Origin of the sequence: Gordonia lacunae, assembly GCF_002149015.1 — a bacterium.
In the GTDB taxonomy this organism is placed as follows: domain Bacteria; phylum Actinomycetota; class Actinomycetes; order Mycobacteriales; family Mycobacteriaceae; genus Gordonia; species Gordonia lacunae.
The window spans coordinates 17,891-36,609 of record NZ_NGFO01000041.1; the positions used below are offsets into that span (position 1 = coordinate 17,891).

An 18,719-nucleotide genomic window follows, 5' to 3' on the forward strand; every position below is an offset into this window, starting at 1 on the left:
GGATCTCGAACAACTGTTCGCAGAACACGATGCCTGGGAGGGTACGAGTGCGCGTCATGGGCGTCGATCCGGGTCTGACCCGGTGCGGTATCGCGCTGGTCGAGTCGGGCCGGGGACGAACGGTGACAGCGCTCGACGTCGACGTGGTGCGCACCCCGAGCGACATGGAACTCGCCGAGCGGTTGCTCGCGATCTACACCTCAGCGAGTCACTGGCTCGACGTCCACCAGCCCGACGTGGTGGCCATCGAACGGGTCTTCGCGCAGAACCAGGTGTCCACCGCGATGGGGACCGCCCAGGCCGGCGGTGTCATCGCGCTCGCCGCGTCGCAGCGCGACGTCCCGGTCCGCTTCCACACCCCCTCGGAGGTGAAGGCGGCCGTGACCGGCAGCGGGCGCGCCGACAAGGCGCAGGTGACCGCGATGGTCACCCGGATTCTCGGTATGCAGACCAAACCGCGTCCCGCCGACGCCGCCGACGCGCTGGCGCTGGCGATCTGTCATTGCTGGCGCGGACCGATGATGGAACGGATGGCCGCCGCGCAGAAGCAGGCCGACGCCGCCGCGGCCCGTCACCGTGCGCGGGTGGCCCAGGCACGAGAGGGGAGTCGCGCATGATCGCGTCAGTCCGCGGACCGGTGCTCGAGATCGCCCTCGATCACGCCGTGATCGATTGTGGTGGAGTGGGTTACCGCGTCCTGGCCACGCCCGCGACGCTGTCCCGGCTGCGCCGGGGCGACGAGGCGACATTGCTGACCTCGATGATCGTCCGCGAGGACTCGATGACGCTGTACGGCTTCACCGAGCCCGACGCCCGTGCGCTCTTCGCGCTCCTGCAGACGGTGACCGGCGTCGGCCCACGACTGGCGATGGCGACCCTCGCGGTGCTCGAGCCGGATGCGCTGCGGCGCGCCCTCGCGGAGTCCGACACCAAGGCCCTCACCTCCGTGCCGGGCATCGGCAAGCGGGTGGCCGAGCGGCTGTGCGTCGAACTGCGGGACAAGGTCGACCGGCCCACCGGCGAGCCGTCGACCGGGGTCACCGTCGTCGGCGGCATCCGGGAACAGGTCGCCGAGGCCCTCGTCGGGCTCGGGTTCACCGCAGGACCCGCCGAGAAGGCGGTCACCGCGGTGCTGGCCGACCATCCCGACGCCGACGCGTCGACGGCGCTCCGGCACTCGCTGTCGCTGCTGGGGAAGGCGTCCTAGATGACCGACGACCCGGACGACGCCGACGATCGCGAGGTGAGCGCGATGCCGGTGCGCTCCGACGGCGACCTGGACGCCGGGCTCCGGCCGCGATCGCTCGCGGACTTCATCGGGCAACCGCGCGTCTGCGAACAACTCGAACTGGTCCTGCACGGGGCCAAAGGGCGCGGTGGCACCCCCGACCACATCCTCCTGTCGGGTCCGCCCGGGCTCGGCAAGACCTCGCTGGCGATGATCATCGCGTCGGAGATGGGCGCGGCCATCCGGGTGACCTCGGGGCCGGCGCTCGAGCGCGCCGGTGACCTCGCTGCCATGCTCTCCAATCTCGTCGAGGGCGACGTGCTGTTCATCGACGAGATCCATCGGATCGCGCGCCCCGCCGAGGAGATGCTGTATCTCGCGATGGAGGACTTCCGGGTCGACGTCGTGGTCGGCAAGGGGCCGGGAGCGACCTCGATCCCGCTGGACGTCGCGCCGTTCACCCTGGTCGGAGCGACGACCCGGTCGGGGTCGCTGACCGGCCCGTTGCGCGACCGGTTCGGCTTCACCGCGCACATGGAGTTCTACGAACCCGAGGAACTCGTCCGCGTGCTCCATCGTTCGGCCGGGATCCTGGGCATGGAACTCCGCGGGGACGCCTCCGGTGAGATCGCCCGCCGCTCGCGGGGCACACCGCGGATCGCGAACCGGCTGTTGCGCCGGGTCCGGGACTACGCCGAGGTGCGCGGCGACGGCTCGATCACGGTGGACGTCGCGCGGGCTGCGCTGGCGGTCTACGACGTCGACGAACTCGGGTTCGATCGGCTCGACCGCGCCGTGCTCGGCGCCCTGATCCGCGCCTTCGGCGGCGGACCGGTCGGAGTGTCGACGCTGGCCGTGGCGGTCGGCGAGGAGCCGGCCACCGTCGAGGAGGTCTGCGAACCGTTCCTGGTGCGCGCCGGGATGATCGCCCGGACGCCCCGCGGGCGGGTCGCCACTGCCGCCGCGTGGCATCACCTCGGTCTCACCCCACCGGCGGGTGCGATGAACGCCACCTTCGGTGTGCGTCCGCGGGACGTCGGCGCGGAGACGTTGTTCGACGACCTCTGACCGCACCGGCACCACCTGCGGGGATGACCTCCGCGCAAGACGTGGCACACTGTGTGGAGCACAGCTGAGCTGATGCTGCCCGGATCACCTCCGGACACGCCGCTCGCTCACGCCGTACATCCCGATACCCAAAGGACTGACTCGCACTCATGGACGCTCTGCTCTTCCCGCTCCTGCTCGCCCTGCTGGCCGGCTTCATGTTCCTGTCGATGCGGAAGCAGAAGAAGCGCGTGGCCGAGATGCAGGAGATGCAGAACTCGGTGTCCACCGGCACCCGCGTCCAGCTGACCTCCGGCCTCTTCGGCACCGTGATCGACGCGAGCTCGCCCGACGTCGTCGACGTCGAGATCGCGACCGGCGTGGTCACCCGCTGGAACCGGCTGGCGGTCATGCGCGTGGTCCCGACCGACGAGGCCGCGGCCACCTACGCGGGCCACGTCGCCCCGGAGATCGAGTCCGACGACTACGACGACGTCGACTCGGTCAGCCTCGACAAGCCCGCCGCCGACGACGCGCGCGACACCGACAAGTAAGCCGACTCCGCGCCGCGTCGGTTCTGCGACGCGGCGCGCCCACCTGCCCGCACGGCCGCGTCGCACGCGGTCCCGGCGGGTCCTGGCCACGGGCCGATGGTGGGTCGTGCCGGTCGAGACGCCTGTCGGCCGGTTGACGCTCTCAAGGAGACCTGAACAGCTGTGACAACTCCCTCTCGGACTGCGGGGAAGGGCCGGACTGCAGGGAAGCGGTCGCGACCGGCTCGAGAGATCCCGCCGTGGCGCCCGCTCGTGGCCTTCATCGGCCTGCTCGCGGTCGTCTACGGACTGATCTTCTTCACCGGACCCCAGACCATCGAACCGAAGCTCGGCATCGACCTCCAGGGCGGTACGCGCGTCACGCTGACCGCACGGACCGAGGACGGTCAGGCGGCGACCCGAGAGCAGCTCGATCAGGCCAAGCAGATCATCGAGCAGCGCGTGAACGGTCTCGGTGTCTCCGGCTCCGAGGTCGTCGTCAGCGGTGACAACCTGATCATCACGGTCCCGGGCCAGGACGGTGCGCAGGCCAGGTCCCTGGGCCAGACGGCGCGCCTGTACGTCCGCCCGGTGGTCGGACAGCCGGCGATGGCGACCCCGCAACCGCCGAAGCCCGAGGGCGCCGACGATCAAGCCGACGCCCTGCCCACCGAGGCCGCGGCAGCGGCGATCGACGAGCAGCAAAAGCTGCGTCAGGCCCCGGCGAACGCGACCCCGCAGCAGCTCGAGGCACTCCAGCAGCAGATGGCGAAGATGGACTGCTCGCCGACGGCCAACGACCCGCTGCTGGGCAACGACCGCCCCGACCAGTACCTCGTGGCCTGCTCGACGGACGGCTCGGAGGTCTACCTCCTCGGCCCGGAGATCATCGACGGTCGCGACATCAAGAACGCGAACGCCGGTACCGATCCGCAGACCGGCGAATGGGTGGTGACCCTCGAATTCGAGGGCGAGGCCGCCAGCTTCTGGCCCAAGTACACCGCCGAGCAGGCCCCCAACCGGACCCAGACCGCCTTCACGCTCGACTCGCGCGTCGTCTCGGCGCCGGCGATCAACGAGCCCATCCCGGGCGGTCAGACACGGATCAGCGGCGGTAGTGCGAGTCCGTTCACCGAGTCGTCGTCGAACGAACTCGCCAACGTGCTGAAGTACGGCTCGCTGCCGTTGTCGTTCACCGCCTCCGACGCCGAGACCATCTCGGCGACACTGGGTCTCGCCTCGCTGCAGGCCGGCCTCATCGCCGGTCTGGTCGGTCTGATCGCGGTCTTCATCTACGCCCTGGCCTACTACCGCATGCTCGGCATCCTCACGGTGCTGTCGCTGGTCCTCGCGGGGGCCATGGTCTACGGCATCATCGTCCTGCTCGGCCGCTGGATCGGCTTCACGCTCGACCTCGCCGGTATCGCCGGTCTGATCATCGGTATCGGTATGACCGCCGACTCGTTCGTCGTCTACTTCGAACGAATAAAGGATGAGATGCGCGAGGGGCGCAGCTTCCGGTCCGCGGTGCCCCGCGGCTGGGCGAGCGCGCGCCGCACCATCTGGTCCGGTAACGCCGTGAGCTTCATCGCCGCCGCCGTCATCTACATCCTGGCGATCGGCGAGGTCCGCGGCTTCGCGTTCACGCTGGGTCTGACCACGATCCTCGACGTCATGGTCGTGTTCCTGGTGACACATCCGCTGGTCGTCTACGCGAGCCGCTCGACCTTCCTGTCGAAACCGAGCGTCAACGGACTCGGGGCGATCAGCGAGGTCGCCCGCCAGCGTCGCGTCGCGGCGCACCGCCAGACGAGTGCGGACCCCGCCGGCACGTCCGCGGACACCGCAGACGCCGACGACACCACTGACGCCACTCGGGAGAAGGGGACGGTGCGATGACCGGGCCGGACAACAAGGCGACCGGCGACTCGGCCGTGCTCGACGCCGACAAGGCCCAGCCCGGCGCGGACGCCGACTTCGTCGCCGACCGCAACCGCTCGTTCCTGTCCCGGCTCTACACCGGTACCGGTGCTTTCGAGATCGTCGGGCGTCGTCGGATGTGGTACGGCGTGACCGCGGCGATCCTGCTGATCTGCCTGGCCTCGATCGGGATCCGCGGGTTCACCCTCGGCATCGACTTCGAGGGCGGCACCCAGATGTCGGTGCCGGTGGTCTCCTCGGAGATCACCGCGGAATCGGTGGAGAAAGTGGTCACCGAGAGCCTCGGGGAGGCGCCCGAATCGGTGCAGACCGCGGGTGCCGGCGGCAGTCAGACCATTCAGGTGCGCACCGAGACACTCGATCTCGCCCAGGCGGAGTCGGTGACGCGGGCGCTGGCCGCGGAGTTCGGACCCGAACTCGCGCCCGCCGAGGTGAGCATCTCGGATGTGAGCTCGACGTGGGGCAGTGAGATCACTCAGCGGATGCTGATCGCGCTGGCGGTGTTCCTGGTCATCGTCTTCGTCTACATCGCGGTGCGTTTCGATCGGGAGATGTCCATCGCGGCGATGGGGTCGCTGTTCTTCGACCTCATCTGCACCGCCGGTATCTATTCGCTCGTCGGGTGGGAGGTCACCCCGGCGACCGTCATCGGCCTGCTCACCATCCTCGGCTTCTCGATCTACGACACGGTGGTCGTGTTCGACAAGATCGCCGAGAACACCCGCTCGGTCCTGCAGACGACGCGTCGCACCTATGCCGAACAGGCCAACCTGGGTGTGAACCAGACCCTGATGCGCTCGATCAACACGACCGTCATCTCGGTGCTGCCGATCATCGCGCTGATGATCATCGCGGTCTGGCTGCTCGGCGTCGGCACGCTCAAGGACCTCGGTCTGATCCAGCTCGTCGGCGTCCTCGTCGGCACCTTCTCGTCGGTCTTCCTCGCCGCGCCGCTCCTGGCGACGCTGAAGGAACGTCGCCCCGACATCGCCCGGCACACCGAGAAGGTGCTGCGGCGTCGTGCCGCGGTCGAGGCCGGCAAGCCGGTCGGCGAGGCGCGGCCCAGCCGGACCCATCGTCGAAGCGAGTCCGTCGACACCGACGACGCGGACCGCGCGGTCCCGACCGGCAAACGCCGCCGCAACCGCTAGTCTCTGCGACGTGATCGTTCGGCGCCGGGAGTTCGTCAGGGTCCTGAGCCTCTTCGTCGGGCTCGTCACGGTCGCCGGGCTGCTGACGGCCTGCGGCGACGACGGGCCGCCGACCATCGACTACGTGGTCGACGCCCGGATCTCGACCTACAACGCGAACACGGTGGGCGGCAACGCCGACGGCGTGCTCATGGCGACCACCCGGCTGCTGCCCGGGTTCAGTCTGCTGGGCCCCGCCGGTCAGGTCATCCCCGATCGCGACGTCGGCACGGTCACTCAGGTGTCCGGCCGGGTGCCGACCCTTCGCTACGAGTTCCGCCCCGAGGCGACCTTCTCCGACGGGGTGGCCCTCGACTGCGACGACCTCCTCCTGGCGTGGGCGGCGATGAGCGGACGGCTGCCCGGCTTCACCCCGGCGACCACCGCGGGTTACCGGGACATCGAGTCGGTGGACTGCGCGGCCGGGGACAAGAGCGCGACGGTCACCTTCGCACCCGGACGTGAGTACCGGAACTGGCTCTCGCTCTTCGGCGCCGGAACGATGATGCCGGCGCATGTCGTGGCCCGGGTGGCGGGTCTCGCCAACGTCATCGACCCGATCCGGGCGATGGACCGGGCCGCCGTCGGACGCATCGCGGACGCATGGAACAGCGGCTTCGATCTGGCGTTCGGCCCGGTCGATCACGCGCACTACCCGGCGTCGGGTCCGTATCGCATCGACCGGTACTCGCGGTCGGGCGGGCTCGTCCTGGTGCCCAACGACAAGTGGTGGGGCGACAAGCCGGAGACCTCGCGCATCGTCATCTGGGGGCGCGGCACCGACGCGACCCGCCGGCTCCCCGACGGGCGGTTCGACGTCGTCGACGTGACGGCCGGTCTCGTCGACGGTGACATCGCGGGTTCGGCGGGGACCGCCGGGCCGGCCTCGCCGGCGCGGGCGCTCGGCGTCGAGGAACTCGTCCTGGCCGGCCGCGGCGTCTTCGGCGATGTCCGGATGCGCCGTGCGTTCGCCTCCTGTGTGCCGCGCGCCGACCTGGCGCGCGACTTCGGCGGAGGCGCGCAGATCTGGAACCTGCGGGTGCTCTCACCCGCCGACAATCTCGCCGGGCAGATGAACACGGAATTCGGTCAGGCCTACCAGCGCCCCGACATCGAACGGGCGCGGGGACTCGTGCGTGCTGCCACCGGGCAGGGCGCCGGCGAGGACGCGACCACCGGCGAACCGACCGGGTCGGGGATCGCGCCGCGAACGGTCCGCGTCGGCTACCTCGCGCCGACACCGAGGTGGCAGCAGGTGACCGCGGCGATCGCGGCGTCGTGCCGCGGCGCCGGCCTCGTCGTCGAGGACGTGTCGTCCCCGGACCTCCGTCCCGACGCGCTCGGTCGCGACGCCGACGTCCTGATCGTCGCCGGGGGCGCGTCGTTCGCGGCAGCCGGGGCCGCCGACCCCAGCCGCGACGCCTACGCCCTGCGCGGCGGCGATCCGCTCAACCTGTCCGGGATCCGGGAACCGATGGTGAGCCGGGGCGTGGACCAGCTCGCGACGACCGTCTCGGCGCCCGATCGTCTACGCCTGGCCCGGTCCATCGAGAACGCGACCTGGTCGACGATGCCGTCGGTGCCCCTCTTCGCGGCACCGCGGGTGCGGCAATGGAAGGATCGGGTGGGCAACGTGGTGGCCGGCATGGGCCGCGACGGCACCGGATGGAACATGGATCGGTGGACGATCCGTGGCTGAGCAGGGGAGTGAACCGATGGGTGGTGTCGTGCCCGAACGTACGGCGGAGGCGGTCTCGCGAGCACGGGCGGCCATCGCCGAACATGCTCGCCTCGTCGATGACTTCCCAGCTCCCGGAATAGCTTTCAAGGATCTGACCCCGGTTCTCGCCGACCCGGAGGGGCTGTCGACGATCGTCACCGCGCTCACCCACGGCTGTTCGTCGATCGACCTCGTGGCGGGCATCGACGCGCGCGGGTTCCTGCTGGGCGGTGCCGTGGCGCGTGAGCTCGAGGTCGGGGTACTCGCGGTCCGCAAGGGCGGGAAACTGCCGCCGCCGGTCCTCGCCGTCGACTACAGCCTCGAGTACGGGCAGGCCACGCTCGAGATCCCGGCGAACGGTCTGAACCTGTCCGGTAGTCGCGTCCTGCTCGTCGACGATGTGCTCGCGACCGGCGGGACCGCCGTCGCCGCGGCCGAGCTGCTGCACCGCGCCGGCGCGCAGGTCGTCGGGGTCGCGGTGATCATGGAACTCGCCGGTCTCGGCGGGCGAGACACCATCGCACGCGGGCTCGGACCCGACGTGCCGGTCCACGCGGTGGCCTCGGACTGACGGCGTCGACACGATGACGGCCGGGCCGCGACTAGAATCGTCTGAGCCCGCCCGGGCAGGCCGGCGGGCTCACCGCGTGCCGGCAGACAACCGTGAGGAGGACCGCTGATGCCCGATGAATCCGACACGGCGCAGCGCGGCGTGACCCCCGCGGACACCGCCGGGACAACGGCCGAGAGTGCCGACCGGCCGGGCGGCACGGGTGCGGTGGGTTCCATCCAGCCGGGCGCGTCCGCCTCGGCCTCGCGCCGGGTGCGCGCCCGCCTCGCGCGGCGCATGACCGCGACCCGCAGCCAGGTCCGTCCCGTCCTCGAACCCCTGGTCACCCTGCACCGCGAGATCTACCCGAAAGCCGACGTCGCGCTGCTGCAGCGTGCCTACGACGTCGCCGACGAGCGGCACAGCGGACAGAAGCGCAAGTCCGGCGATCCCTACATCACCCATCCGCTGGCAGTCGCCACGATCCTCGCCGATCTGGGCATGGACACCACCACCCTCATCGCGGCACTCCTGCACGACACGGTCGAGGACACCGGCTACTCGTTGCAGGCGCTGGAGAAGGACTTCGGGCCGGAGGTGGCCCATCTCGTCGACGGTGTGACCAAGCTCGACAAGGTCGCACTCGGCAGCGCCGCGGAGGCCGAGACCATCCGCAAGATGATCATCGCGATGGCCCGCGATCCGCGTGTTCTGGTCATCAAGGTCGCCGACCGCCTCCACAACATGCGCACGATGCGCTTCCTGCCGCCGGAGAAGCAGGCCCGCAAGGCGCGCGAGACCCTCGAAGTCATTGCGCCACTGGCTCATCGGCTCGGCATGGCGACCGTCAAATGGGAGCTCGAGGACCTGTCGTTCGCGATCCTGCATCCCAAGCGCTACGAGGAGATCGTCCGGCTCGTCGCCGACCGCGCGCCGTCGCGTGACACCTACCTGGCGCGGGTGCGGGCCGATATCAACAACGCGCTGGCCGGTGCGCGCATCAACGCCACCGTCGAAGGACGCCCCAAGCACTACTGGTCGATCTATCAGAAGATGATCGTCAAGGGCCGCGACTTCGACGACATCCACGACCTGGTCGGGATGCGCATCCTCTGCGAGGAGGATCGCGACTGCTACGCCGCCGTCGGCGTCGTGCACTCGCTGTGGCAGCCGATGGCAGGACGCTTCAAGGACTACATCGCCCAGCCCCGCTTCGGGGTGTACATGTCGTTGCACACCACCGTGATCGGCCCCGAGGGCAAACCGCTCGAGGTGCAGATCCGTACGCACGAGATGCACCGGACAGCCGAGTTCGGGATCGCCGCGCACTGGCGCTACAAGGAGAACGGTTACCGCAAGTCGGGCAAGAAGTCGGATACCGCCGAGATCGACGACATGGCCTGGATGCGCCAGCTGCTCGACTGGCAGCGGGAAGCCGCCGACCCGGGTGAGTTCCTCGAGTCGCTGCGCTACGACCTCGCCGTGCGTGAGATCTTCGTGTTCACCCCCAAGGGCGACGTCATCACGCTGCCCGCCGGGTCGACGCCGGTCGATTTCGCCTACGCTGTCCACACCGAGGTCGGTCACCGATGTATCGGCGCCCGGGTCAACGGCCGGCTGGTCGCGCTGGAACGCACGCTCGAGAACGGCGAGGTGGTGGAGGTGTTCACCTCCAAGGCGCCGACCGCGGGCCCGTCGAAGGACTGGCAGACCTTCGTGGTCTCGCCCCGCGCCAAGGCCAAGATCCGACAGTGGTTCGCCAAGGAACGTCGCGAGGAGGCCCTCGAGGCCGGTAAGGACGCCATCGCCAAGGAGGTCCGCCGCGGCGGGCTCCCGCTCCAGCGGCTCCTCAGCGCGGAATCGATGTCGGCGATCGCGCGCGAACTGCGCTACACCGACGTGACCGCGCTGTACACCGCGGTCGGTGAGAACCACGTCTCCGCACGGCATGTCGTCAACCGGCTGGTCGCCTCACTGGGTGGCATCGAGGATGCCGAGGAAGCGATCGCCGAGCGGTCGACACCGTCGACGATGCCGACCCGGTCGCGCCAGGGCGGCGACGCGGGCGTGATGGTCGACGGCATCGACAACGTGGTGATCAAGCTCGCCAAGTGCTGTACCCCGGTGCCCGGCGACGACATCCTGGGATTCGTGACCCGTGGTGGCGGGATCAGCGTGCATCGCACCGACTGCACCAACGCCGAATCGTTGCGGCAGCAAGAGGAACGCATCCTCGACGTGTCGTGGGCCCCGTCGCCGGAATCGGTGTTCCTGGTGGCCATCCAGGTGGAGGCACTCGATCGGCACCGGCTGCTGTCGGACGTGACCAAGGTGCTCGCCGACGAACGCGTCAACATCCTGTCCGCGTCGGTGACGACGAGCCGCGACCGGGTCGCCATCAGCAAGTTCACCTTCGAGATGGGCGACCCGAAGCATCTCGGCCACGTGCTCAACGTCGTGCGCAACGTCGAGGGCGTGTACGACGTCTATCGGGTGACCTCCGCAGCCTGACCGGACGCCTGCCGAGCGGGCAGGCGTCCGACCGGGCGTCAGTCGATCGTGGCGGTCTCGATGGTCACCGGGAGCTTGGGCTCGCCGTCACCGGGCTGACTGCCGACCGGGCCGGGGTTGATGCCGCCGGCGTAGACCTTGTCGAGCACTGCGAGACCGGGCTCGTCGACCTTGCCGACGATCGAGTAATCCGGGCCGAGCTGGCTGTCGTTGATGACGATGAAGAGCTGGCTCGAGCCGGTGTTCGGATTCTGTCCGCCCTGGCTGCTGTTGGCGATCGCGATCGTCCCGCGCGGGTAGGTGACGGGCTGCGAGCCGGTCGACGGATCCGGCTGTCCGGCCGGCTGCAGGCCGGTCGGCGGCTCGTCGGGGCTCGTCCAGCCGGGCCCGCTCATGCCGGTGCCGGTCGGGTCGCCGCACTGCAGGATCTTCAGCGTCTCGCTGGTGGTCATGCGATGACAGGTCGAGTCGTCGTAGAACTTGTTCTCGATCAGCGAGGTCACCGCCGCGGTGTTGCACGGGGCGCCGTCGCGTTCGAGCGTGATCGGCAGGGTGCCCTGGCTGGTGACGAACGTTGCCTGTTCGGTGCCCGACTTGAGGACCCGTTCGTCGGGCTTGGGGGAGGTCCGCTCGTTCTTCGCGGCAGCCTTCAGCTCGTCGAGCTCGGCTTGGTACTGCGGCCGCTGATCGGCCGGGACGGTGTCGGGGACCTGATCGGGCAGCTGGTCGAAGCGACTCGGGGAGTCCTCGTACGCGCAGGTCGTCCAGCGGGCGGCTTCGCGGTCGTCCATGATCTTCTTCACGACGACGGCCGTCACGCCTGCGACCACGGCCACCACGACTGCGGTCGACACGGAGGCGATGACGATCTTCCGCTTGCGCCGGGCGAGGCGCTCGGTCTCGAGGCGTTCTTCGAGCTTCCGCTTGGCCGCCTCGCGGCGCTCCTCATTGCTGGACACGCGGGTGAATCCTCCTGAAATCCCGGCACGGAGTGCCGATCTGCTGCACCGCACGGAGTGCCGACGATCTGTCGGCACGGCTGTGCCGACATCGTCGTGGATGTCACTTACTCGGGGGCAAGTGTGCCAGTTGTACCTGAGAACAGGGTGCGGCGGGTGGCGAGCCATGCCGCCTACGCAACAATGGGGCTCGACGTGTGCGCGTCGTCCTGTCCGTGCCGACCCGAGGAGCATCATGCTCATCACCGGATTCCCCGCCGGGATGTTCCAGACGAACTGCTACATCGTCGCCGCCGAGGCGGGATCGGACGCGGTGATCATCGATCCGGGTCAGGACGCGGCGCCCCGGGTCCGCGAAGTGCTCGCCGAACACGACCTCACCCCGGTGGCGGTTCTGCTCACCCACGGTCACCTCGACCACACCTGGAACGCGACGGAACTCTGCGACGAGTACTCGATTCCGGCCTACATCCATCCAGCGGACCGCCCGATGCTCGCCGACCCCGGCCTGGGTATCGGACGGGCTCTGGGCGCGATGATCGGGGACGAGGTGTTCACCGAGCCGGAGAAGGTGATCGAGTTCGCCGACGGTGAGGCGGTGGAACTCGGCGGGATCTCGTTCTCGGTCGACCTCGCGCCCGGACACACGCAGGGCTCGGTGCTGCTCGGCGTCGAGGTCGACGTGCCGGACGAGGCCCGCGACCAGGCCGGGCCCGACACGCCCGCGGTGGTCGGGGTCTGCTTCGCCGGTGACGTACTGTTTGCCGGGTCGATCGGGCGGACCGACCTGCCGGGTGGCAACCATCAGCAGTTGCTCGACTCGATCGCGGCGAAACTGCTGCCGCTGCCCGCGGAGACACTGGTGCTGCCCGGGCACGGACCCCAGACCACGATCGGCCAGGAGAGCGCGAGCAATCCCTTCCTGACCGGACTCGACAGCCAGAGCACACGACCGAAGGGACGACACGGACTGTGAGCGGAGCATTTCAGGCCCCCCGGGGCATCCCGGACTACTTCCCGCCGAACTCGGCGGACTTCCGGAGGGTCCGGGACACGCTCACCGACGCGGCCCGTCGTGCCGGCTACGGCCACATCGAGCTGCCGGTGTTCGAGGACACCGCGCTGTTCGCGCGTGGGGTCGGCGAGTCGACCGATGTGGTGAGCAAGGAGATGTATACCTTTGCCGACCGCGGCGACCGGTCGGTGACGTTGCGTCCCGAGGGCACTGCCGGGGTGGTCCGGGCGGTCATCCAGCACGGCCTGGATCGCGGTCAGCTGCCGGTGAAGGTCTGCTATGCCGGTCCGTTCTTCCGATACGAGAAGCCACAGACCGGCCGCTACCGCCAGTTGCAGCAGGTCGGGGTCGAGGCGATCGGCGTCGACGACCCGGCGCTCGACGCCGAGGTCATCGCGATCGCCGACGAGGGCTACCGGCGCCTCGGTCTGACGGGATTCCGGCTCGAGATCACCTCGCTGGGCGACGACGAGAGCCGTCCGCGGTATCGAGAAGCGTTGCAGGAGTTCTTGTTCGGCCTTGACCTCGATGAGGCGACCCGCATGCGCGCCGAGATCAACCCGCTGCGGGTCCTCGACGACAAGCGTCCCGAGATCAAGGCGGCGACCGCGGGTGCGCCACTTCTCATCGACTACCTGTCCGACGATGCGAAGGCGCACTTCGATCTCGTTCTCGCGCACCTCGACCGGCTCGGGGTGGTCTACGAGATCAATCCGCGCCTCGTCCGCGGGTTGGACTACTACACGAAGACCACGTTCGAATTCGTCCACGACGGTCTCGGTGCGCAGTCGGGCATCGGCGGCGGCGGCCGCTACGACGGTCTGATGCGTCAGCTCGGCGCGAAGCAGGACCTCTCCGGCATCGGGTTCGGGATCGGCGTCGACCGGACGATGCTCGCGCTGGAGGCCGAGGGTGTCGCGGGTACCGAGGCAGCCCGCTGCCAGGTCTTCGGAGTCCCGCTGGGGTCGGCGGCGAAGGCCGAACTCGTCGGTGTCGCAGGCGCTTTGCGCGCTGCCGGGGTCAGCGTCGATCTCGCGTACGGCGATCGCGGGCTCAAGGGCGCGATGAAGGCGGCCGACCGTTCGGGGGCGCGGCTCGCGCTGGTGCTCGGGGAGAACGAACTGGCCGAGCGGCAGCTCGAGATCAAGGACCTGAGCAACGGCGAACAGCACCGGATCGCCCTCGGCGACGTGGTCGCCGAGGTCCGTCGCCTGCTGGGCTGAGACCCGCGCGCCTCATTCCACCCGGTGGGTGCCGGATTCCAGGCGTGAGCGTGCCAGCTCGCTGGCGGCGGTGCCGAGGGCGAGCCACAGGGCGCTGATGTCGTCGACGAGGTCGGTCCGGGAGACCGGCAGGGTGCCCTCGGCCCACGCGAGGATCGCTTGCGCGCTGCCGCCGATGACGAAGGCGGGGGCGGTCCGGGCCAGGGAGTCGGCCTCGAGTTCGACGTCGTGGATGGTCCGTGCGTGCTCGATCAGGACGGCGGTCAGGCCGGTCATGGCCTCGGTGCGCCGTTCATCAGCGGCGGGGGTCCCGGCCGCGCCGCCCAACAGGATCCGCGCCTTGCGTCGGTCGGTGCCCAGGACCCCGACGACGGCGTCGACGGCACCGCGGGCCTGGTCGGCGAGCGGACGGTCGAGTAGGCCGAGGTAGGCGCCGACGGCCGCCTGGACCACCTCGCCGGAGATGTCGTCGATCACCGCATCGGCCAGGGCGTCGAGGTCGGGGAAGCTCTCGTAGAAGTAGCGCTTGTTGAGTTGCGCGTCGGCGCAGAGACCCGCGACCGTCGCGGCCCGCCATCGACCGTCGGACATCACCGTCGCCGCGGCATCGACGAGAGCGGCGCGTCGGCGCGCCGTCCGCCCGGCCGCGGATTCGCCGCCATAGCTCCGGTCGGTGCTGGTCGAACTCACCGGCTCATCCTTCCATCCCGCCGGGCCGAGTCGGGCGTTGACAGTCCGCACCCCATCTGGCACATTCTGGTACCACATTAAGTGGCACGAAACGGTGCCAGATAGGAGACGTGATGAGCGTAGAGCCGAACACCGCACGAGATGTCGACGAGGCGAGCCCGACGGAGCTCCAGATGCTGACCGAACTGCGGACCCTCGCCGATCACAGCCCGATCCGGGCGCGCTGCGCGGCATGGGACTTCCTTCGGCAGCTCGGTGGGCGCGACGACCGGGAGGCGCTCTCGAGGCTCTTCGCAGCCGGAGGCGACCCGCAGGACCTCGACGGGAAGCTGGAGGGACTGATCGTGGGCAAGCTGTTCGGGATTCCCGAGGCGGCGCTGGCGAACCCGTTGATGAGAATCGATCCGACGTGGCGGGGCAAGTCCTTCGACCAGCGTGCGGGGACCGGCCTCAACCGGCTCTCACCCATCGCCGCGCTGGTGATGCCGATCATCACCGCCGGCTACCTCGGCCTGCGCCGGGTCGACGGCGAGATGGAGGGCTTCCACTTCGACCACGAGCCGAGCGTCGGACTCATCGAGCCGACGGTGCGCGTGCGCGCGCTCGACTACGGGGTGCCGAAGTACGGGAACCCGGGGGTGCGTACGTTCCCGATCCGTAGGACCCGGGACGAGATCGTCGAACTCGTCCCGGGCGTGTACCTCGGCCGGGCGCTGCTGTTCCGGAGCAGCGGTGAGATCCGCCTGATCGCGTACTTCGCCCTGCGCCACCCGATCGGCAGCCCGCTGTGATCGCACTCCAGGGCGCGCGGGTGTGCGTCACCGGGGGAGCCCGGGGTATCGGTGCCGCCACGGCCGCCGCACTCGTCGAGCGTGGCGCGACCGTGTGGATCGGCGACCGCGATCTCGACGCCGCGACCGCCACGGCCGAGCGACTCGGACGCAGGGCCCGCGCAGTTCGCCTCGACGTCACCGATGTCGACTCGTTCGCCGCCTTCGTCGACACCGCGGCGGCGACGGGACCGATCGACATGCTCGTCAACAACGCGGGCATCCAGCACATGGGCCGCTTCGTCGACCAGGATCTCGCGGGGCTGCACCGTGAACTGGCGATCAACCTCGGGGCCGTCGTCACCGGCACCCACCTCGTGCTGCCCGGGATGATCGAGCGCCGGCGCGGCCACATCGTCAACGTGTCGTCGATGGCGGGCAAGGTCACCACACCCGGGATCGCGACCTACTGCGCGTCGAAGTTCGGCGTCGTCGCGCTGTCGAAGGCGATCCGTGCCGAGCTCGCCGGGACGGGCGTCACGATGACGACGATCCTGCCCGCGGCCACGCGCACCGATCTGACCGCGGGCGTCCGGTTGAGGTTGCAGCCCACGCTCGAACCCGACGATGTCGCCGCCGCGATCGTCGGCAGCGCCGGCCACGGCCGCGGGGAGGTCACCGTCCCGCGCCACCTCGCGCCGATCGGCATCCTCGAGGACCTCATCCCGTCGCCGATCATGTGGCGTCTCAAGCGGTTCGTCGGGGGTGCGGACTACGGCGCGTTCGACGAGGGGCAGCGGCAGGCGTACCTGGACCGCAGTCGGGCGTCCTGACGGTCCGTGCGGGCCTCAGCCGGCGGGCCGGCCGGCGACCTCGGCCGCGAGGACGTCCAGCGAGACACCGCCGAGAGCCAGTGCGCGCGAGTGGAAGTCCTTGAGGGTCCACTCCGGGTGCTGGCGGAGTGCGGCGGTGCGGGTCTGTTCCCAGACGCGCTGGCCGAGGGCATAGGAGGGGGCCTGGCCGGGCCAGCCCAGATAGCGGTCCAGTTCGAAGCGCAGCACCGAATGATCCATCGCGACCGACGAGGTCAGGAACGACCAGGCCTTGTCGGCGTCCCAGATCCCGCCGCCGAGGGACTCGGGTGCGGGCAGGCGACAGTGGACGCCGATGTCGACCACGACCCGCGCGGCGCGCAGGCGCTGGGAGTCGAGCATGCCCATGCGATCGCCCGGGTCCTCGAGCCAGCCGAGTTCGTCCATCAGGCGCTCGGCGTACAGGGCCCAGCCCTCGCCGTGCCCGGACGTGAACGAGGCGAGTTTGCGCCACGAGTTGAGGTCCGGATCCACGATCGCCGACCCGAGCTGGAGATGGTGCCCCGGGACGCCCTCGTGGTAGACGGTCGTCTTCTCCTGCCACGTGTGGAAGACGGTCTGGTCGTCGGGCACCGCCCACCACATGCGGCCGGGCCGGGCCAGATCCTCGCTGGGCTGGGTGTAGTAGATGATGCCGGTCGACGACGGCGCGAGCCGGCACTCGAGCCGGGACAGCCGGGCCGGGAGGTCGAAGTGGGTCCCCGCGAGGCCGGCGACCGCCGCGTCGGAGGTCGCCTGCATCCAGTCGACGAATTCGGCGCGATCGTGGATCTGGTACTGCGGCTGCCGGTCCAGCCAGGCGAGGGTCGCCGCGACGCCCTGTCCCGGAAGGAGACCCTCGGCGATCTCCTGCTGTTCGGCGACGATCTGCTGCAGGCGGGTCATCGCCCAGGCGTACGCATCGTCGGGATCCGCATCGGCACCCAGATACGCCGCCAGGTGCAGCAGGTACCGGTCGCGGCCGACGGCGTCGTCGTCGAGGGCGTGATCGAGAACCTCGGTGCGCAGGTAGTGCGCGAACGTCCCGAACGAGGTGCGCGCGGCGTCGAGCGCGGTCGCGAGCGTGCCAGCCAGCGCCGGGTCGGCAGCGATCGGCGCGGTGGTGCCGCCGATGGCGTCGGCCGCCGAATCCGCCTGCCGGGCGACGGCCTCCACCTGCCGGCGGGCCGGCGGCGGGCCGTGCCGAAGCCGATGCGCCAGACCGTCGACGACGCCGGTCAGCGAGGCCGGGATCGCGGTCAGCCGGGACAGGAAGACCTCGCGCTGTTCACGACTGTCGGTGGGCATGAGGTCGAAGACGTCGCGCAGTGCCTGCAGCGGCGACGCGATGACGTTGCAGGCGCCGATGTGCTCCCCGGCGTCGGCGAGCGCGAGTTCACGGCGCAGCGAGGCGCTCATCGTCGCGACGGTGACGCGGTCGATGGCATCGGTGACGTCGGCGCCCGCCAGCGCGGACAGGGTGCCCGCGGCGACCTCGGCGCGTTCGGCGCACCCCTGCGCGGAGAAGTCGGTCATCCGGTCGTCGTGCTCGCCGTGACCGATCTCGGTGGCGAACAGCGGATCCAGCGTGCACAGCCGGTCGAGGTGGGTTTCGGCGATCGCGTCGACCGCGGTGGGCCGGCGCGCGCCGGCGGCGTCGCCGGCGTTCACAGGTCGTCGGTGGCGAACGTGTCGCAGCGATTCGGGTCGCCCGCCTGGTAGCCGATGGTGAACCAGCGCGTGCGTTGCGCGGCCGAGCCGTGGGTCCAGCCCTCGGGATTGGAACCCGGGCCCTGGATGGTGTCGTCGCCGATGGCCTTCGCGGTCTGGATCACGCTCGCGATCTGATCCTCGGTGATCGGTGCCAGCAGTGCGTCGGGCCCGTCGTCGGCGTGGTGGGCCCACACCCCGGCCAGACAGTCGGCCTGCAACTCGACCCGGACCGAACCCGAGCGCGGTCCCTGCGAGCCCATCCGCTGACCCTTCGCGAGGGCGCCGGTGAGGTTCTGGACGTGGTGCCCGTACTCGTGGGCCACGACGTACTCCTGCGCGAGGGGCCCGTCGCTGCCGCCCATGCGCCGGAGCTGGGCGAAGAATGTCGGGTCGAAGTACGCCGTCGAATCGGCGGGGCAGTAGAACGGGCCGGTCGCCGAGCTCGCCGAGCCGCACCCGGTGTTCACCGCGTCGGCGAAGACGACCGTCTGCGGTGGCTTGTACTCGGGCCACAGGTCCGACCACACGGAGTCGACACTGACGGTGGTCGCCTTGATCCGGCAGATCGTGTTCTCGTTCGCCATCTCGTAGGTGCACGAGTCCAGCTGCTGCTGGATCTGCGCGGCGTCGGACGACGCCCCGGGCGCCGGACCGCCGGAGCCGAGCAGATCGCCGGGATTCACGCCGAAGAACAGGGCGACGATCGTGATGAGGAGCCCCGCACCACCACCCAGCGCGATACGGCCCCCGCCGCCCCCGCCACCGCCGGAGACGTTGC

At 70.0% G+C, this 18,719-nt stretch carries 17 protein-coding genes; 13 read left to right on the forward strand and 4 right to left on the reverse strand.

Going from position 1 to position 18,719, the window contains the following annotated elements; genetic code table 11:
• The first annotated feature begins 47 nt into the window (after window positions 1-47).
• The 9 genes from ruvC (at window position 48) to CA982_RS23660 (ending at window position 10,720) form a co-directional block, all read left to right on the forward strand.
• Window positions 48-617 carry a crossover junction endodeoxyribonuclease RuvC gene (gene ruvC, locus CA982_RS23620; RefSeq protein WP_086537568.1) on the forward strand — a complete coding sequence of 190 codons (570 nt, stop codon included), beginning with the start codon at window positions 48-50 and terminating at the stop codon, window positions 615-617.
• Entirely contained in the window at window positions 614-1,207 is a 594-nt protein-coding gene (gene ruvA, locus CA982_RS23625; RefSeq protein ID WP_086537569.1) for a Holliday junction branch migration protein RuvA, read from the forward strand. Before ruvC ends, ruvA begins: the two co-directional genes overlap by 4 nt.
• A complete protein-coding gene (gene ruvB / locus CA982_RS23630) occupies window positions 1,208-2,296 on the forward strand; it encodes a Holliday junction branch migration DNA helicase RuvB (protein WP_086537570.1) in 1,089 nt (362 codons plus the stop codon).
• A 149-nt stretch (window positions 2,297-2,445) separates the two neighbouring features.
• Window positions 2,446-2,829, forward strand: coding sequence for a preprotein translocase subunit YajC (gene yajC / locus CA982_RS23635; RefSeq protein ID WP_086537571.1), 384 nt, complete (start codon window positions 2,446-2,448; stop codon window positions 2,827-2,829).
• Between the two features lie 162 nt (window positions 2,830-2,991).
• Window positions 2,992-4,707: a protein translocase subunit SecD gene (gene secD / locus CA982_RS23640; RefSeq protein WP_086537572.1), complete on the forward strand. Its 1,716-nt coding sequence runs from the start codon at window positions 2,992-2,994 to the stop codon at window positions 4,705-4,707.
• Entirely contained in the window at window positions 4,704-5,900 is a 1,197-nt protein-coding gene (gene secF / locus CA982_RS23645; RefSeq protein ID WP_086537573.1) for a protein translocase subunit SecF, read from the forward strand. The genes secD and secF overlap by 4 nt, the downstream gene beginning before the upstream one ends.
• Before the next feature lie 10 nt (window positions 5,901-5,910).
• On the forward strand, window positions 5,911-7,638 hold the full coding sequence (locus CA982_RS23650) for an ABC transporter substrate-binding protein (protein WP_086537574.1): 1,728 nt from the start codon (window positions 5,911-5,913) through the stop codon (window positions 7,636-7,638).
• Window positions 7,639-7,654: 16 nt separating this feature from the next.
• Window positions 7,655-8,230, forward strand: coding sequence for an adenine phosphoribosyltransferase (locus tag CA982_RS23655; protein ID WP_086537575.1), 576 nt, complete (start codon window positions 7,655-7,657; stop codon window positions 8,228-8,230).
• Between the two features lie 108 nt (window positions 8,231-8,338).
• Window positions 8,339-10,720 (forward strand): RelA/SpoT family protein, encoded by a 2,382-nt coding sequence (locus tag CA982_RS23660; protein ID WP_086537576.1) that lies wholly within the window; start codon window positions 8,339-8,341, stop codon window positions 10,718-10,720.
• 38 nt (window positions 10,721-10,758) lie between these two features.
• Here the strand turns inward: CA982_RS23660 and CA982_RS23665 are convergent, their stop codons facing one another.
• The gene (locus CA982_RS23665; RefSeq protein ID WP_086537577.1) at window positions 10,759-11,679 is read right to left on the reverse strand and encodes a peptidylprolyl isomerase; all 921 of its coding nucleotides are present in this window, start codon (window positions 11,677-11,679) and stop codon (window positions 10,759-10,761) included.
• 235 nt (window positions 11,680-11,914) lie between these two features.
• On the opposite strand from CA982_RS23665, the gene CA982_RS23670 reads away from it, so the two are divergent.
• Entirely contained in the window at window positions 11,915-12,655 is a 741-nt protein-coding gene (locus CA982_RS23670) for an MBL fold metallo-hydrolase (RefSeq protein WP_086537578.1), read from the forward strand.
• The gene (gene hisS / locus CA982_RS23675) at window positions 12,652-13,917 is read left to right on the forward strand and encodes a histidine--tRNA ligase (RefSeq protein WP_086537579.1); all 1,266 of its coding nucleotides are present in this window, start codon (window positions 12,652-12,654) and stop codon (window positions 13,915-13,917) included. Before CA982_RS23670 ends, hisS begins: the two co-directional genes overlap by 4 nt.
• Window positions 13,918-13,929: 12 nt before the next feature.
• Here the strand turns inward: hisS and CA982_RS23680 are convergent, their stop codons facing one another.
• A complete protein-coding gene (locus tag CA982_RS23680; protein WP_086537586.1) occupies window positions 13,930-14,607 on the reverse strand; it encodes a TetR/AcrR family transcriptional regulator in 678 nt (225 codons plus the stop codon).
• Window positions 14,608-14,720: 113 nt separating this feature from the next.
• Here CA982_RS23680 and CA982_RS23685 point away from each other — a divergent pair, with 113 nt between their 5' ends.
• On the forward strand, window positions 14,721-15,398 hold the full coding sequence (locus CA982_RS23685; RefSeq protein WP_086537580.1) for a hypothetical protein: 678 nt from the start codon (window positions 14,721-14,723) through the stop codon (window positions 15,396-15,398).
• Window positions 15,395-16,210: an SDR family oxidoreductase gene (locus tag CA982_RS23690; RefSeq protein WP_086537581.1), complete on the forward strand. Its 816-nt coding sequence runs from the start codon at window positions 15,395-15,397 to the stop codon at window positions 16,208-16,210. The genes CA982_RS23685 and CA982_RS23690 overlap by 4 nt, the downstream gene beginning before the upstream one ends.
• Before the next feature lie 15 nt (window positions 16,211-16,225).
• On the opposite strand, the gene CA982_RS23695 is transcribed toward CA982_RS23690, so the two are convergent.
• Together CA982_RS23695 and ypfJ are read right to left on the reverse strand one after the other, a co-directional pair.
• Window positions 16,226-17,899 carry a DUF885 domain-containing protein gene (locus CA982_RS23695; protein WP_086537582.1) on the reverse strand — a complete coding sequence of 558 codons (1,674 nt, stop codon included), beginning with the start codon at window positions 17,897-17,899 and terminating at the stop codon, window positions 16,226-16,228.
• On the reverse strand, window positions 17,896-18,719 hold an 824-nt coding region (gene ypfJ / locus CA982_RS23700; protein ID WP_086537583.1), incomplete at its 5' end, for a KPN_02809 family neutral zinc metallopeptidase. The genes ypfJ and CA982_RS23695, both read right to left, overlap by 4 nt.

What these genes read in the sequence shown, in the direction of transcription:
- ruvA (WP_086537569.1), top strand. Translation starts at nt 614, where the DNA reads ATGATCGCGTCAGTCCGCGGACCGGTGCTCGAGATCGCCCTCGATCAC.
- ruvB (WP_086537570.1), top strand. Translation starts at nt 1,208, where the DNA reads ATGACCGACGACCCGGACGACGCCGACGATCGCGAGGTGAGCGCGATG.
- yajC (WP_086537571.1), top strand. Translation starts at nt 2,446, where the DNA reads ATGGACGCTCTGCTCTTCCCGCTCCTGCTCGCCCTGCTGGCCGGCTTC.
- secF (WP_086537573.1), top strand. Translation starts at nt 4,704, where the DNA reads ATGACCGGGCCGGACAACAAGGCGACCGGCGACTCGGCCGTGCTCGAC.
- CA982_RS23655 (WP_086537575.1), top strand. Translation starts at nt 7,655, where the DNA reads ATGGGTGGTGTCGTGCCCGAACGTACGGCGGAGGCGGTCTCGCGAGCA.
- CA982_RS23660 (WP_086537576.1), top strand. Translation starts at nt 8,339, where the DNA reads ATGCCCGATGAATCCGACACGGCGCAGCGCGGCGTGACCCCCGCGGAC.
- CA982_RS23670 (WP_086537578.1), top strand. Translation starts at nt 11,915, where the DNA reads ATGCTCATCACCGGATTCCCCGCCGGGATGTTCCAGACGAACTGCTAC.
- CA982_RS23685 (WP_086537580.1), top strand. Translation starts at nt 14,721, where the DNA reads ATGAGCGTAGAGCCGAACACCGCACGAGATGTCGACGAGGCGAGCCCG.